This window comes from Rhodoferax sp. U2-2l, from assembly GCF_020594515.1.
Classification (GTDB): Bacteria; Pseudomonadota; Gammaproteobacteria; order Burkholderiales; family Burkholderiaceae_C; genus Rhodoferax.
This window is the reverse complement of sequence record NZ_JAJCTH010000025.1, coordinates 1-15,478: the sequence shown is the minus strand read 5'-3', so window position 1 is coordinate 15,478 and position 15,478 is coordinate 1. Positions and strand designations below refer to the sequence as shown.

The following is a 15,478-nucleotide window of genomic DNA, read 5'->3' as shown; positions in this document are numbered from 1 at the left end:
GGGGTTCACCGTCTGCAAGATCTAGCGTCAAGCAGCGCACTTCACTTTAGTACATATAAATCTGTATATAGTATATTTTAATATATGTTATTATTTTTTATAACGAAAGACTCGAGTGCGATGAATCTACCCAATCTTCTCGAAAAGAACCGCTACAAGGTCATGCGCCGCATGGCTCTGTGGGAGGGGCGTCTGAGTCGCGCCCGCATCATGGGAGTCCTGGGCCTAAGTGGTATTCGGGTGAGCCAACTCCTCAGAGAGGTCCGGGAAGAAACCCCTGACTGGTTTGAGTGGGACAGCAAGAGTAAGTCTTACTTTGTCACCCCCGCCGCCTACAAGACGGCCCAGAATGAGCTAAAGGCTGGCACCTCGGATCTGAGTTTGGCCGCATACCTGGCAGAGGCGGACATTCACTCGGACCTCGCCCCAGGTTCCGGCCCGATCACCGTGGCCCCTTGGGGCTTCTCCCATGTCAACCCCAACATCTTCTCTCGCATTCGTCTGACTATCGAGCGAGGCACCCGACTGAAACTTGAGTACCGCTCCATGCGCACCCCCGAGCCACATCCACGGACCGTGGAGCCACACAGCTTGGTGCAGGCCGGCCGACGCTGGCACATGCGCGGCTACTGCCTGGAGACCGGTGACTTTCGGGACTTCGTGCTGGGGCGCATTGCGAAACTCTCCATGTTGGACCAGAAGGCCGAATCCACGGCCGCAGAGGACACCAAATGGAACGCTGTGGTGAAAGTCCGCATCCAGGCGCATCCCAAGCTAACACCTGGCCAGCAGGACCTTGTATGTAGCGAGTATTTCGAGGGGACTGCGGCGCGCGTGCACAGCTGCCGCGGCGCTCTGCTGCCCTACCTGGTCCAGGAGCTGCGACTGGCCCTGGACGTGGCCAAGGAGTTGCCGCCTGAGTATCAGCTGGCAGTGGAGAACGTCGAGGAGGTGCACAAATGGCTGTTCCCAGCGTAGCACCCGCTTCCATGGCGCTCTTCCAGCGCATACCGGAGCGCCTGTTCGGTCCGCTTGCCTCGCAAAACCGCCATGGCTACTGGGCGCTGCTGTGCCATCTGCACCGTCGGCGCTTCGGTCCCGACGCGCCCCTGCCGCCCAGCTACGGCTTCCTGCAGCGCGAGATCACCCAGGAGATTGAGGACCATCTCAAATACGCCGACGAATGGCAGCCTGAGTCCGGCGATCAGCCCGACACGCCCCTGAACATCCGGGCCATCAGCATCTTCAATCGCTTGGTCGATGCGGGTTGGTTCCGCTTGGAAAAGTATGGCATCGAGAAGACCGTCAACATGGCACCGGCCGTGGGCCAATTGCTGACCCAACTGATCAATTTCGCCGAGACGGGTCCCGTGTTTGTTTCAGGCAAGATCCGGGCTATCGACGCTGCCGTGGCCCAAGTACACAAGGGTGAAGCCAGCGGCGACCTGCTGCGGGAAGCGGCCGAACAGTGTCGCAACCTGTTGGTCTACATCCGCAACACCGGCACCAATGTGCGCGACCTCATGGCGGCCATAGGCGCACAGCCCACCACGGCCCAATATGTTCGGTCCTTTTTCACTTCGTACATCCAAGAGGTTTTTATTGGGGACTACCAGGAGCTGCGCACCCGGGAGCACCCCTTGTCCAAGCGTCAACAGATTCTGGACGCCGTCACAGACATTGACACCCAGCCAGAGCAGCGCAGTCGCTTGCAAGACTGGTATGTGAACCGCCTCTCTGGTGGGGACGAGAAAAAAGGCCAGACCGCATTCCAGCGTGACCTGCAGCGCCTGTACGAACTCGACCGGATCGAAGAGTACCTGGAGCGCCTGGACGAAGAGATCCGCGTTGCCAACCGACGCGCGCTGGCCTTCCTGGAATACAAGCTACGCGCCATACGGCCCATCGACAACCTGCTTAGGCAGACGATGGATCGGCTGATTGCTAATCCCGACATCGATGTCGCCCCAGTCTTCCCGCCAGATGCCCTGATGGGTGGTGCTCGCCTAGCTCAGCCACGCAAAGAAGTGCAGCGGCTGGCGCCCACACCCTTGCGCCAAGTGATCATCTCCGACCGGACACGCGCCATTGGCAATCTGGTGCGCCGCGCTCAGGAGCGCCGGTCCATCACGCCCATGAAGCTGCGTGCTTATGCCGAGAAAGTGCTGCAGGACACTGCTACCGTCAGCAGCGACACCCTGCCTTGCGGATCCATTGAGGACCTGCGCGCCTTCCAGGTCCTGACCAGCGTGGCCATGGCCACCAACTCCCGGATTCCCAGGTTGGAAATGGAAGGTCGGGTTTCAGCCCCAGGTATGGAGCTGCGCTACACCAGTGATGAAGTCACCGAGCACCCGTATTTGAGCGGTAAACCATTCACACTGAGCTGGCGCAAACGCCAGACTAAAAACAGGGAGTCCAAATGAGCAACCCACGGGATTGGGAGGATCTGGCCAGCCGGCTAGATGGCATCTATACCGTCGAAGACTTCGAAGCCGCGGCCTACCGGCTGGTAGCCGAACAGGTGATCTACCACTCCGACCGGAGCAGTCGGGTGACCTATGCCATCCTGGATCTCTACGAGCGCGAGTTCGCCAAGGTACTGGCTCCGTTGGGGGTGTCCCTGTCGATCAACCGGCAGCTACGGTATGTCACTGCCTTGCCGCGGCACGCCAAGGCCGGTACCGCGACCGTGGCCCAGACGCTTTTTGCCCTGGTGCTACGCGGTCTGTACGACGAAGGCGTGCGCGCCGGCGGGCTCACGGAACACGGCGAGGTCCTGGCCGACTACATCGAGCTGCAGGAGAAGTTCCACCTCATGACCGGGCGCGACCTACCCACTCGCGGCGAGCTCGACACGCTGCTGCGTTCAGCCAAGCGCTGGGGCATCGCTCGACGGCTGGAAGACAATGACAGTGGTCACCTCACCCCTTTGCAGGAGCAGTCGGCTGGTGGCGTGGCCATCCGCCCGGCCATCGTTGATGTACTGGGCGAGACTGCCTTGATACGGCTGGCGCAGTGGGGTGCGGCCCCGGATGAGGCGCAGGAGGATGGTGCCGCTGGCGAGCCTGTGGCGATTGATGACCACCAGGGAGATGAACTATGAAGCGGCTTGAGAGCGTCAAACTGGTGCAGTTCCTGTTGTACGAGCAGCAGGAATTCCGCCTAGAGGAAATCACCGGTCTGTTCGGCCGCAACGGCAGTGGCAAGAGTTCGGCGCTCGATGCCGTGCAGATCGCCATGATGGGCGCCAACAAGAACCAGATGCACTTCAATGCACAGGCCGATAACAAATCCCACCAGCAAAGCCGTACCCTGCGCTCCTACTGCCTCGGGCAGTACGGGGACACCATTGAACAGTGTGCGCGGCCGCAGGCCACCACCTACATCACACTGGTCTGGCGCGACACTGAGACTAATGAGCCGGTTTCCATGGGCGTATGCATAGAGGCTTCTTTGGGCAACGAGGCGGAGAAGGTGCTGGGGCGCTACGTCATCCGCGGCGTGGAGCTGAGCATGTCGGAGCACCTGCAGACGGTGGACGGGTCGACCATGCCCCTGCCCTGGAGCAGTTTCCGCCACCGGCTGCTGGAGCAATCCAAGGTCACCGGTGAGGAACCGCTGTTCGACGATGGCGCCAGCTATGTCAAACAGGTGCTGTTCATGTTGCGCGGCAAGGCGGGCCCGGCGTCCTACGACGCGTTTGCGCGCGCTTTTCGCTTCGCACTGCGCATGAGCTTTTCCAAGTCGGTGGACCAGATTGTTCGCAACGATGTGCTGGAAGACCGACCGACCAACATCGCCAGGTTCAAGCAGCTGGTGGAGACCTTCAAGCGGATCAACCTCTTGGTCGAGGGCGTCGAGCTCAAAATCAAGCAGGGCCAAGAGGTCAGCAAGAACTTTGACGCGGCACTGGCCGAGGCACGAAAATCCGCCACGTGGACCGGGTTGCAGGCCTCTGCGGCGTACGAGCTCAGCAATGCGGCCCACGAGAAGCTGACGGCCGAGAAGTTTGATCAGGAGGGTGTGGTCGAAGAATGCACCAAGGCCAGCACCAAAGCAGATCAGGCGCTGGCAGCCTGGGCGCTCGAAGAAGTACAGTTGACTGGCCTTCAGCGCGCCCATGCGGACCATGCCGAGAATGCGGGGGCCCAGCGGGACTTGGCGCAGGCGCAAGCAAAAACCGCCCGCCAGGAAGTAGTGCTGAAGGCGGAACTCCGCAGCTTCCGGCAGCCGCTCCAAAACGCCAGTTCCAACGACCTGCTGGCCCAGTGGCAGCCCGCGCTTGCGCAGGCCGCTCAGCAGCTTGGCGCCTTCTCATGGGAGCAGAACCGGGTCGACCAGGATGCGCTGGGGCAGATCATCCAGGACCTTGGAGAAACGCTGAAGGTCGCTGGTGCGCACCTGAATGAGGAGCACGACGTCGTCAAGGAGCAGCTCCGGATCGCCACAGAGCGCATCTCGACGATCAAACTGGGGATGGAGCGCGCCAACACCAACCGCGCGCAGGTCAGTGAACCCACGGCCCGGCTGATGCATGAGTTCTCGGACCACGGATTGCATCCCACCCCGGTCTGCGACCTGGTGAAGGTGACCGATCCCAAATGGCAGCCAGCGATCGAAGCCTACTTGACCAAGAACGTGGAAGCCATCCTGCTGCGGGACTCGGAGGAAGAACAACAGGCCTTTGGCATCTACCAGGCCTTGCAGGGCAAACGCAGCATCTACGGCGTCAAGATCGTGCGCTCCGATCGAGCCCGGCCTGGGCAGGCCCAGCCGGCAGCCGACACGGTGGCCAGTCTGATACAGGGCAGCAACCAGATGGCCGTGGCCTACCTGCGTGGCAAGCTGGGGAATCTCAAGCGCGCGAATTCCGCCCAAGAGGCGCTGCGGGGCGAACGAACCCTGACCCTGGACGGCATGCTGGTGGGGCCCGGCGACTTTGAGCGACTGCGCCTGGTGCCGGAGGCGGACTTGCAGATCGGCGCCGGCGCCAAGGGCCAGGTCGACGGACTCAGGGCCGAATCCCGTAAACTGAACCAACAGGTAGCCGACCTTCAAGGGCGCCAAGGCGACATTGATCGGATCCGCAAGGCCGTGCAGAGCTTGTCGTCGCAGGAGTCACTCCGCCTACTGCTTGGATCTGCAGACCAGCTGAGCGAAGCGCTCACCGAAAGAGAGCTCGCCCAACAACGTATTGCTGGCAGCACCAGTGCCGAGTACCAGGCCCTGTGCGCTAAGCTACAGGCACTGCGAGAACGCAAGCCGCAGCTGGAGAAAGATGCCCGCGATGCCCGTGACGCCGTTGTGCGGGCACAGACTGTCTTGGACAGACTGACCGAGGGATGCCAAGCCAAGCTGCAGGAGCTCGAAAGCAAACGATCAGTGCATGAGTCCTGCCGTGGTCATATCGACTATGACCCAGACTACGCGTCCGATAGCTGGGACTCGCTGTTGGAGCAATTCGGCGACGACTACCAGGCGATGGCAAACCATTGCGAAACCCAGTCCAAACGCTGCAACACCGCCATGACGCGGCACCTGGGACCGGCCCAGACGCTGCTGGGGACCTTCCTGACCGAGCACCGCGAAGCTGTCAGCGATGAGGTGATGTCTGACTGGCGCAAGTCCAAAGCATGGATGGAGAAGCAAGTCACCCGACTGCAGAACACGGAGCTGCCCGAGTACAAAGGTCAGGCTCAGGAGGCCTACCTTGCGTCACAGAACACCTTCCGCCAGGACGTGGCGCTGGCCCTGCACGCCAATCTTAAGTACCAGACCACCACCTTCAAACGCTTGAACGATGCGCTCAAGGCCTCCCCCGCCTTCACCAATGGGGAGCGGTACCAGTTCCAGGCCAAAGTTCGGCCCGACTTGATGCCACTGAAGAAGTTCATCGAAAACGTCGCCGATTTTGGGGTAGACGGCGGGTTGTTTGGTGAGCCTGGGGAAATCCCTGCACAGTTCGCGGAGTTGCTGCGCGAGAAAACTACCACCGGCAATGCCGCGGTCAAGAGCCCGCTGGATGACTACCGGGAGTTCTTCGAGTTCGACATCGAAATTGAGACCGATGACCCGGTCACCGGTGTCACCAAGACCATTGGGCATCTGAGCAGGCGCATCGGTCCGGGTTCTGGTGGCGAGCATCGCGCGCCGTTGTACGTGATCGCCGGCGCTGCGCTGTCCTCGGCCTACCGCATGGATGAAAACAACCAGGACGGGCTACGGCTCATCCTGCTAGACGAGGCCTTTGACAAGATGGACACGCCCAACATCGTGGCCACCATGCGCTACCTCGAAAAACTCGGTCTGCAGGTGCTGCTGGCCAGCCCCGGCGAGAACCTGCCCACGCTGACCGCCTTCCTGCACCGGTATTTCGAGATCATGAAAGACGAAACACGCCACGTGATCCATGTGGAAGAGCGCCGGGTCAGCGAAGCCATGCGCGAGCAGTTCCGAGAGGACATGTGGGAGTACCACCCCGAGCTGCTGGAGGCGGAGCTGCTGGCCGTGCGCCAGGAGCCTATCGCCCGATCAGCAGTTTCGACACCATGAGCGCGGGCGCCATCGCCAGGGACCTGCTGACCAAGCTGCTGGATGCCGGCAATAAGCATGCCGCCGGCGCCCGTGCGCGCGCGCCCGCGCTGACGGCCACGCACCTGAAGCCCTACAGCGAACTGCGGAGCTGGCATCACAAACAGGAATGCGATGAGACCTTCCAGGCCGCGCGCGATGCCGGCGCTGTCACGTTGCAGCGTGACAAGCTGAATCCAAAGGATGGACTGGTTGAGCGCATTGACCTGGTGGACATACAGACGCTGGCCCGGTTTCTGCGGCGCAGCACCTATGCAGACCAGCTGGCCCAGACTGTTGCTCTGTTAGAGCCACTGAAGGCGGACTTCCCCGCAATCCAGGAAGTGATTGGGCGCTGGACCAGCATGGCCAAGGTGCGTGGACTGGGGCCTCAGGACGCGCTCGCCTGGATTGATGCGGCCAAAACCATTCGGGCGTGCGCAGCGCGCAGCCAAGACGCGATTGCGGCCCCTGTACGGGAATTCAGCGCGCGGCTGTTTCAGGACAGCAAGCGCATTGAAACGCTCACCGCTCAGCTCGACGTTTTGCTGAGTGGCAGCGTGGAGGAAAGCCCAAGGGCTGCGGCCCAGGTTTGGCAAGAGCTGGGACTGTTTCGGGAAGAGTATCCAGTGCTGTTAGCCGGGAACGTGCATATTGCGCGGGCCCGCTCGACCGGTTTGATCGATGCACCCTACATGGGGCTACCGGCCGCGACCATTCGGGGGGTAACCAGCTCGATAACTGAGGTCATCACCATCGAGAACAAGACCACGTTTCACAGTGAAGCCAAACGCCGGCAAGACGACGAGGCACTTCTGATCTATACAGCCGGTATGCCATCACCAACCTGGCGGGCCATGTATGGGCGTCTTCTGACGAGCCTGCCGCCGAACACTCCAATCTATCACTGGGGTGACGTGGACGAAGGAGGCTTTCGAATTGCCTCAACGATAGCCGCCGTGGCCAATGATGCGGGGTTTCCCCTGCAGCCCTACCGTATGTCTCCAGAGGACGTACCTTTGGAAATGCGAGTTAGTGCCACAGCACGGACCTTGGAGCGTATTCAACACTTCGCTTCTGCTGCAGGTTGGTCCGAGTTGGGGCAGGCGATGCGTGAAGCCCAGTTCGTCGCCGAGCAGGAGGCGCTAGACCGGTAGCCACTCAATGACTGGAGCTGATTGCAGCGGTCATTGGCGCTTCGAAATCGAGTGACAGCATCTAGCCTGTGGTACGCCCCGCGGTTTCCTCCCTCGGGGCTTGTACGACGCCTGTCCTCCATGCACTGTTGGGCCACCCGCGCTCGCGGTCATGCGCAGGCATCCTACAACCCTAAACTGAACTTATCGCAGCAGCCAACCCAAAGCGGAAATCCGCAAGGTCGGATTCAGCGCCCATGGGCCGACATTCGGCCGTAATGTGCTTGCCTCATCGCTAGGCTGATAACGGGAATAGTGCCTTCTAAACTCATTGACCATCAAAAATTCTCAATACGAACTGGGAGTGAAAAGCCATTGCATGGCCGTAGCCCTGCCAGGGGACTTGAATTCAATTCATCGTGGCTGGACAAAAGGTGGCAGGCCGCGATTGCACAGCTAGCCATGTATCCGATACTGGGGATTTCGGGTTGGCATTCCAACTAGACTTTCAATAATCTCGAATAACAATTTGGTAGCTCAGTTTATGAGCCACAATGTTGCCCACAATACCCTTTCGGACGGACCGGTTCAGCGGAATTGATATTTCATGCATGTGTATTTTCATCGATGGGATGAATTCCATTGTCAAGTTCGTATTTGTGTTTGGAAGTGTCAAGGCAGTGCCACTGCTGAACACAAGGCAAAGGGGTAACGATGCAGAAACGTGACAACAGAGTTCTTTGCTCCGCATCGGACCTGGTCAATTACCTGGAGTGCGAGCATCTGACGACCTTGGATCTGATTGACCTCGAAACCCCGCTTCCCAGAACCAAGGATGACGATCAGGCAAAGCTGATACAGGCCAAGGGGTACACCCACGAAGCCGACTTCCTGGCAACCCTCAAAGGTCGGCACGCCTCCGTCATCGACATTGCTGGGCTTGGCGGCAACTTGGAGCAGAAGGTCGACAACACGCTCAAAGCGATGCGTGAAGGCTATGAAATCATCTTTCAGGCGACCCTGACCGACCAGAACCTGATTGGCCATGCAGATTTCCTGCGCAAAGTGCCCCGATCATCCGCGCTTGGCGCCTGGAGCTACGAGGTTCTGGATACGAAACTAGCCAGAAGCGCAAAAGCCAAGTTCATTGTTCAGCTCGGGTTTTACTCAGCGCTGGTTGCAAAGGCACAAGGTCTTGAACCACTTCAAATGCACGTTGTCTTGGGCGACAAAACGGAAGTCGCCTATCGCTGTGCCGAATATTCGCGCTATCTGAACCTTGTCAACCGCCAGTTTCTCGATCGCATCACCGGAATTGCCCTTGAGACTTACCCTGTCCCGTGCGAAAAATGTGATCTTTGCAAATGGAGCGGGCTGTGTGAGGAACGGCGTCTCAAGGACGACCACCTGTGCCAGGTCGCCAACATCAGTCGCCTGCAGATCAAGAAGCTGGAAACAAATGGTGTTAGCACTTTGGAAGCGCTGGGAACCTTGTCACCAGACATTCGTATCCCGAAGATGACTCTAGAGACCCAAGAGAAGCTACGTCGCCAGGCCAGATTGCAGTTGCTGGCACGGGAAACGGGAAAAAACCAGCTGGAGCTATTAGATCAGGATGACGCTGCAGCAAGGGGATTTGCGCGTTTGCCGCAACCAAACATCGGCGACCTGTTCTTTGATATGGAAGGCGACCCCCTGGAAGAGGGTGGACTCGAGTATCTGTTTGGTCTCTACTATTTCCAGGATGGAAAGCCGGAGTTCAAAGCTTTCTGGGGGCACAACCGGTCCGAAGAAAAGGTGGCATTTGAAGCCTTTATGGATTTTGTGACTCGATGGCTGCGCAGGTTCCCAGCCGCGCACATTTACCACTATGCCCACTACGAACAGACCGCTCTCAAGAAGTTGATGTCCCTGCACGGCACCCGCGAGGCCGAAGTGGACAACCTGCTGCGCACCCAAAAGCTGGTGGACCTGTACAAAGTGGTCCGTGAAGGCATCCGCGTCTCGGAACCTCGCTATTCCATCAAGAATATCGAGCACTTCTATCTAGAGCGCCGTTCCGGTGATGTCACCAATGCCGGTGCCAGCATCGTTTATTACGAAAAATGGAAAGAGACCGGCGACCCCCAGCTGCTGAAAGACATCGAAGCCTACAACTTTGATGATGTCCGGTCTACGTATGAATTGCGCCAGTGGCTGTTGACACTTCGTCCTGCGGCGCTGGCTTGGGCAAATGCTGCCCAGGCACGAGACGGGTTTTCAACCCCGGAGGTAGGCGAGCTCACCCTAGAAGAGAAACAACTGATCCCTTACCGTGAGCGTCTGATCGACACCTTGCCGCAAGACCGCACCGCTTGGACAGTGACCGATCACCTGAAGGAACTGACTTATCAGCTGCTTGATTTTCATCGCCGGGCCGCGAAACCCGCATGGTGGGAGATGTTCTCGCGCATGGAGATGGATGCCGATGAACTCCTGGACGATGGCGCCTGCCTGGCAGGACTGGTGTTGGATCCGGCCAATCCGCCAAAAGACGACAAACGATCCATCATTTACACCTATCTTTTCCCAGAACAGGAATCGAAGCTCAAGACGGGTGACGCTGCCTCGATCACCCAGACGGGTGAGCCACTGCGGGAGCTCAAGATTGATGCAGACAATCGGCGCGTCAGTTTCAAGAGGGCGGCTAAACGAGAACCCTTGCCAGACACCATCTGCATTGGTCCAGGCATGCCGGTATCGACCAAAGCATTGACAGCAGCGGTTTTCCGGTTCGCCAACAGCATGGTGGACGGCAGTGGCAGCTACCCGGCGATCGAGGCCGTGCTTTCGCATGCGTTGCCAACTATTCGTGGCATCACTGCGGGCGATCCGGTGGTGCCCGGCGACAACGCTTCGCTTCCGAAGATTGTTGCGGCGATTTCAAACCTTGACAGTAGTTACTTGTTTGTTCAGGGTCCACCAGGCGCTGGCAAGACCTACACGGGTTCACACGTCATTGTGGCGTTGCTCAAGAGGGGTTGCCGCGTAGGGGTGTCTTCGAACAGCCACAAGGCCATCAACAACTTGCTTGAATGCGTGGTGAAGGTCGCCAAGGAGCAGAACTTCGTCTTCAGAGGAGCAAAAAAATCGACGAACGGCAAAGTTGATTCTCACTTTGATGGTGACTACGTGGAGGACCGCTTTGACAACGAAGAAATCTGGGGAAACTTTGGTTCTGACGACGAATATCGGTTGATCGCAGGCACGGCTTGGCTTTTCTCGGATGGAGAAATGGACCAGCAGTTGGACTACATTTTTGTGGACGAGGCTGGTCAAGTGGCCCTGGCCAATCTAGTCGCCATGGGTACTAGCGCCAAAAACATCGTATTGCTGGGGGACCAGATGCAGTTGGGGCAGCCCATTCAGGGTGTTCACCCAGGCCGGTCAGGTGAATCGTCCCTGGAGTATTTGCTCAATGGCATGGCTACCATCCCCGCTGAGCGAGGCATCTTTCTTGGCACGACTTGGCGAATGCATCCGGATGTGTGCCGGTTTATTTCCGGTGCGGTGTATGACGGTCGCTTGGAGCCAGAACCCAACAATGCCAAACAGTCATTGCTGCTCTCTAAAGGCGCTCACCCCGCATTGCTGCCAACTGGACTGCGGTATGTCCCGATTGAGCATGACGCTTGCTCTCAGCGCAGCCATGAAGAGGCCGCTCTTGTCCTGCAATTGGTCAGCAGTCTGCTGAAGCAGCGGTTCCGTGACAAACATGGACACGAGCACGCAATGACTCTGAATGACATACTTGTGGTGGCGCCTTACAACATGCAGGTGAACTTGCTAAAGCAAGTTCTCCCCACTGGCACACGTGTTGGCACTGTTGACAAGTTTCAGGGGCAGGAAGCGCAGGCCGTCATTGTCTCAATGACCACTTCGAGCGGCGAATATTTGCCACGTTACATCGAGTTTTTGTATAGCAAGAACCGATTGAATGTCGCCATCTCACGGGCCAAGTGCCTGGCAATTTTCATTGCGAACCCAGCATTGATGGCCATTCGGTGTTCAACGCCAGAAGAGATGGCGCTAGTGAATACGTTGTGCTGGGTGCAGGAGGTTGGAAATGTATAGGTTTCAATAATCGGAGGCCTATTGCAAATTCGGCTGGTGAAGTACGGTTACTGTTGAACTTGGAGAAATATTCTTATGAATTTCGATTTTGCGCACGATCAAGGTTTTGTTGATATTGAACGGGACGTTTCTAATAAAAAGGGGCTCCTTGAGGATGCTTGGGTTAGTTACGAGGGCGAGAAGTGGTATCCAACAATCATCAAGGATCGGAAAACTCATGTGAGGGGTTACGAAGTCAATTTCACGGGAAAGTGGGGGAAAAATATTGATGTCAATAGACAAAAGCTGCCCCTGAAGGATTTTCTTATTGGACTGGCCGATGGTACTTTCCCGCGTGAAGCTGCCGTGCGCTGCAAACGACTCACCAAGTCCGATAAAAACGGACGCGATCTCTCCAACTTAGAAATGTCTGTTCGTATGCGCGAATTGATCGCGCGTTATAGATCGAACAAATCAACCCCATCGGTTGTATCCCCCAATCGTCAAGAATCGAGGATCATTTCAATAATCCAAAACGATGAGGATGAAATCGAGAAGTCTCTGCTCGACGATTTAGATTACATTGACACAGTATCTGATGACGAAAACGGTCCGACCGAACGCTTGGACAATCGCATGTCGCGCATTGGTCAAGGTAAGTTTCGGAAAAACACGATCGCAACATGGGGTGGCCAGGAAAGGTGCGCTGTGACTGGTATTTCAGTTCGTGAAGTATTGACAGCTTCACACATCATTCCCTGGAGCGAAGACGTTGGGCAACGAAAGCGTGGATGCAATGGGATTCTTCTTGCCGCTCATTTGGATCGTCTATTCGACCGGCACCTGATTGGATTTAAGCAAACTGCAGTGGGCGACGTCTATTCTGTAGTCGTTGCTCCGCGCTTAGCTGATAGGTTTTCGAACTTGGCCCCGCTTGGACTCACTGCGGACGCATCGCTGAATTTATCTAAAGTGCGCGGTCCAGATCGGCAGGGATTGGATACGAATTTGCGCGCACACCTTGATCGTGTTCTAAACAACAAGTAGCCGCTAACCCCAATGTCTCAAGCCGCCCGCATCCGAGATTTCGTTGCGATCCTCGAAAACAGCCGTCTGCCCGTCTCGCGTGCGCGGCTGTTGGATGAGCTCGAGGTGTCCGCTGCAACGTTCAAGCGTGACCTGGATTTGTTGCGCGATCAGATGCATGCGCCGATCAAATGGGTTCCTGGCGAAGGCGGCAGAGACCGTGGCTACGTTCTTGAAGACAAAGGTTGGAGCAGCGGAAAGCTGGGTTTGCCAAAGGCCTGGTTCTCCGCGTCCGAAATCTATGCCCTCCTGATGATTCATGAGTTGGCCAGCCATATTGGTCCCGGCCTTCTCACTGAGCACCTACAGCCGCTGATCACGCGCGTCACGCTTATGCTGAGTGCTGCGGAGGATTCACCCGAGGACGTTCGCGCCCGCGTGCGCCTCTTGAACTCAGCCAGCAAACGCGGTGGCAGTCCACACTTCGAAACAGTGGCGCGAGCTGCTGTCAAACGTCGGCGCCTGAAAATTCTCTACTTCACCCGAAGTCGGAACGATCGATCTGAGCGAATCGTGTCGCCCCAGGTCATTGTTCACTACAAAGAAAACTGGTACTTGGTCGCTTGGTGCCACAAAGCGGAAGGCCTGCGCATGTTTGCCCTGGATGCCATCGAAGAAGCCGCGCTGATGAAGGATCCCGCGAAGGTGGTCTCCAAAAAGCTGGTTGAAGAACTTGTGGGCCGGGATTTCGGCATCTACTCTGGCAAGAATCGCAAATTAGCCAAGCTCCTGTTCACTGCCAGGCAAGCGCCGTGGGTTCGATCGGAGACCTGGCATAAGGACCAAGTGGGTGAATCCACGGCAGATGGTGGCTTTCTCCTCACCGTTCCCTACAGCGATCCGCGCGAGTTGATTCTGGAGATCTTGCGCTATGGTCCAGACGTCCGCGTCCTTGAGCCCACTGAACTTCAACAAGAAGTAGCCCAGCGACTGCGCGCCGCCGCCGACCAGTACGCGTAATCGCTATTTAGTAGCTCATTCTGAGACCGAAAGCCATTTTCTGCAAATGTCCCCATCAGCCATCAGCATGCCATCAGCCAGAGCCAACAACATCCGCGCACCATCCTTGGATTTTCAATCCTGTCACCCGCAATAGGACCGTGAACCCTGATTTGGGGTCAGCACACTGTCATCTTCTCGACAGCGGCTATTTCATCCCCGAGACAACTTGCGCTAAAAACAGCCCAAACAATGGTTCAATCTTCGGCAGCGCATCGTTCAAGCGATGGTCCCCAGCCATCACATGCAGTTCACACTGGTGCAGTTGGACAAAACGGATGCTGTTTTGCACCGGCACAACCTCGTCGGACCATCCGTGAATCACCAGGGTGTTGGAGGTGCCAGGCGCCATGTCCTGCCGGGCATAACCGGGCAAGTAGAACGCTGGTGCCAACAGAAACAAGCCAGTGATCGCCATCTGTTGGCTGGCCACGGTGGACACATAACCACCCATGCTGGAGCCCACCAAGACCAATTGACGATGCGCCGGCAATGCAGTCGCCAACAGTTGAGCAACCCGCCGTTCAGCTTCACCGGGAGCATTCTGGTCATGAACGATGCCCACAGGATGTTCGCGGTAATCCACCGACATCACCTGTGCGCCCTGGTTTTCGGCCACCTTCATCAAGGCGCGAATCTTGGAGCCCATGGGACCAGACTCCTTGCCGTGCGAGAAAACCACCAACATATCTTTCATGTCTTGTGTCCTTGTCGTTGTTGGTATTTTCGTGTCAATGGCGCTATGGCTGTCACTCCCCGGCCCCCAATACGTCCTGACAAGGCGCCATCTGATCACCCTTCAAGGGCGTCGCCTTCGCCAAGGCCATCCAGACCGGAAACGGCAATTGGCTCACTGCTCTCTTGGGAGCCATGCGCAGCACCTCGAAGTGGTTGTTCTGGAACACCATCACCCCGCATTCCAGTGGAATTTCATTGGCTTTGGCAATCGGGTAGCCGCTGCGGTCACAGCCCAACACATACCAGCACTGGCCCCCCACATCCAGGTAGGCCGCTCGTTTGTCGATGCGTTTGATGTCTCCCAGCAAATCAGCCCGGCTGACCTTGATCTCATGCACGATGGGCTCCAGGTAGTCCTGTCTTGAGCTGTTGCGAATCGAGAAGACATCGGGTTGGCACATCTTCCAGCGGGAGGTGTCCTCGCCCTCGCCTGCGACCCTGGCACGCAGATTCAGTCCCGTCCAGACCAGGCGGCCATCGCGCAACATGGTTTGGGCCACCTTGTCCACCAGGCTCTCATGGGCCGAGCGCGACTGGCGGTTGCCTTGGGTGGCGCTGGCCAAGTGGGCGATACCGGCACCCGTGAGGCGCACCAGATCGTGGCCATGGCCGTTGGTCGTGCGCTCCAGCAGTCCCGCTGCCAATAAGTCAATCTCCACCACGTCTTGGTACGGCCAACCCGCCGACCGATACACCTCCCTGAGTCTTTGGGCATGGATGCGTTTGAGGTTAGCGAAGTAATCGGCCCGCCTGCGCCGCAAATCGTTCCGAAGAAACACGTGGCGCGGGCGTTGCAAATGTGGCAAGGTGGAGCGTGGCACAGGCAAAGACCGGTGTAGCAATGGTGCATATTG

At 57.7% G+C, this 15,478-nt stretch carries 10 protein-coding genes; 8 read left to right on the top strand and 2 right to left on the bottom strand.

Annotation, left to right across the window (positions count from 1 at the left end; all coding sequences use genetic code 11):
- Positions 1-120 precede the first annotated feature (120 nt).
- From LHU53_RS18700 to LHU53_RS18665, 8 genes are all read left to right on the top strand, one after another.
- On the top strand, positions 121-978 hold the full coding sequence (locus tag LHU53_RS18700; protein WP_227334298.1) for a WYL domain-containing protein: 858 nt from the start codon (positions 121-123) through the stop codon (positions 976-978).
- On the top strand, positions 960-2,426 hold the full coding sequence (locus LHU53_RS18695; protein WP_227334297.1) for a Wadjet anti-phage system protein JetA family protein: 1,467 nt from the start codon (positions 960-962) through the stop codon (positions 2,424-2,426). The genes LHU53_RS18700 and LHU53_RS18695 overlap by 19 nt, the downstream gene beginning before the upstream one ends.
- Positions 2,423-3,106 (top strand): DUF4194 domain-containing protein, encoded by a 684-nt coding sequence (locus tag LHU53_RS18690; protein ID WP_227334296.1) that lies wholly within the window; start codon positions 2,423-2,425, stop codon positions 3,104-3,106. Before LHU53_RS18695 ends, LHU53_RS18690 begins: the two co-directional genes overlap by 4 nt.
- Positions 3,103-6,555 (top strand): SbcC/MukB-like Walker B domain-containing protein, encoded by a 3,453-nt coding sequence (locus tag LHU53_RS18685; protein ID WP_227334295.1) that lies wholly within the window; start codon positions 3,103-3,105, stop codon positions 6,553-6,555. The genes LHU53_RS18690 and LHU53_RS18685 overlap by 4 nt, the downstream gene beginning before the upstream one ends.
- Entirely contained in the window at positions 6,552-7,730 is a 1,179-nt protein-coding gene (locus LHU53_RS18680; protein ID WP_227334294.1) for a Wadjet anti-phage system protein JetD domain-containing protein, read from the top strand. The genes LHU53_RS18685 and LHU53_RS18680 overlap by 4 nt, the downstream gene beginning before the upstream one ends.
- Before the next feature lie 693 nt (positions 7,731-8,423).
- Positions 8,424-11,822 (top strand): TM0106 family RecB-like putative nuclease, encoded by a 3,399-nt coding sequence (locus LHU53_RS18675; RefSeq protein WP_227334293.1) that lies wholly within the window; start codon positions 8,424-8,426, stop codon positions 11,820-11,822.
- Between the two features lie 75 nt (positions 11,823-11,897).
- The gene (locus tag LHU53_RS18670) at positions 11,898-12,848 is read left to right on the top strand and encodes an HNH endonuclease (protein ID WP_227334292.1); all 951 of its coding nucleotides are present in this window, start codon (positions 11,898-11,900) and stop codon (positions 12,846-12,848) included.
- A gap of 12 nt (positions 12,849-12,860) precedes the next feature.
- The gene (locus tag LHU53_RS18665) at positions 12,861-13,847 is read left to right on the top strand and encodes a YafY family protein (protein ID WP_227334291.1); all 987 of its coding nucleotides are present in this window, start codon (positions 12,861-12,863) and stop codon (positions 13,845-13,847) included.
- Between the two features lie 187 nt (positions 13,848-14,034).
- On the opposite strand, the gene LHU53_RS18660 is transcribed toward LHU53_RS18665, so the two are convergent.
- Both LHU53_RS18660 and LHU53_RS18655 read right to left on the bottom strand, forming a co-directional pair.
- On the bottom strand, positions 14,035-14,583 hold the full coding sequence (locus LHU53_RS18660) for a YqiA/YcfP family alpha/beta fold hydrolase (protein ID WP_227334290.1): 549 nt from the start codon (positions 14,581-14,583) through the stop codon (positions 14,035-14,037).
- A 52-nt stretch (positions 14,584-14,635) separates the two neighbouring features.
- The coding region (locus LHU53_RS18655; protein WP_370632348.1) for a hypothetical protein at positions 14,636-15,478 on the bottom strand (843 nt) is incomplete at its 5' end.

What these genes read in the sequence shown, in the direction of transcription:
- LHU53_RS18700 (WP_227334298.1), top strand. Translation starts at nt 121, where the DNA reads ATGAATCTACCCAATCTTCTCGAAAAGAACCGCTACAAGGTCATGCGC.
- LHU53_RS18695 (WP_227334297.1), top strand. Translation starts at nt 960, where the DNA reads ATGGCTGTTCCCAGCGTAGCACCCGCTTCCATGGCGCTCTTCCAGCGC.
- LHU53_RS18690 (WP_227334296.1), top strand. Translation starts at nt 2,423, where the DNA reads ATGAGCAACCCACGGGATTGGGAGGATCTGGCCAGCCGGCTAGATGGC.
- LHU53_RS18685 (WP_227334295.1), top strand. Translation starts at nt 3,103, where the DNA reads ATGAAGCGGCTTGAGAGCGTCAAACTGGTGCAGTTCCTGTTGTACGAG.
- LHU53_RS18680 (WP_227334294.1), top strand. Translation starts at nt 6,552, where the DNA reads ATGAGCGCGGGCGCCATCGCCAGGGACCTGCTGACCAAGCTGCTGGAT.
- LHU53_RS18675 (WP_227334293.1), top strand. Translation starts at nt 8,424, where the DNA reads ATGCAGAAACGTGACAACAGAGTTCTTTGCTCCGCATCGGACCTGGTC.
- LHU53_RS18670 (WP_227334292.1), top strand. Translation starts at nt 11,898, where the DNA reads ATGAATTTCGATTTTGCGCACGATCAAGGTTTTGTTGATATTGAACGG.
- LHU53_RS18665 (WP_227334291.1), top strand. Translation starts at nt 12,861, where the DNA reads ATGTCTCAAGCCGCCCGCATCCGAGATTTCGTTGCGATCCTCGAAAAC.
- LHU53_RS18660 (WP_227334290.1), bottom strand. Translation starts at nt 14,583, where the DNA reads ATGAAAGATATGTTGGTGGTTTTCTCGCACGGCAAGGAGTCTGGTCCC.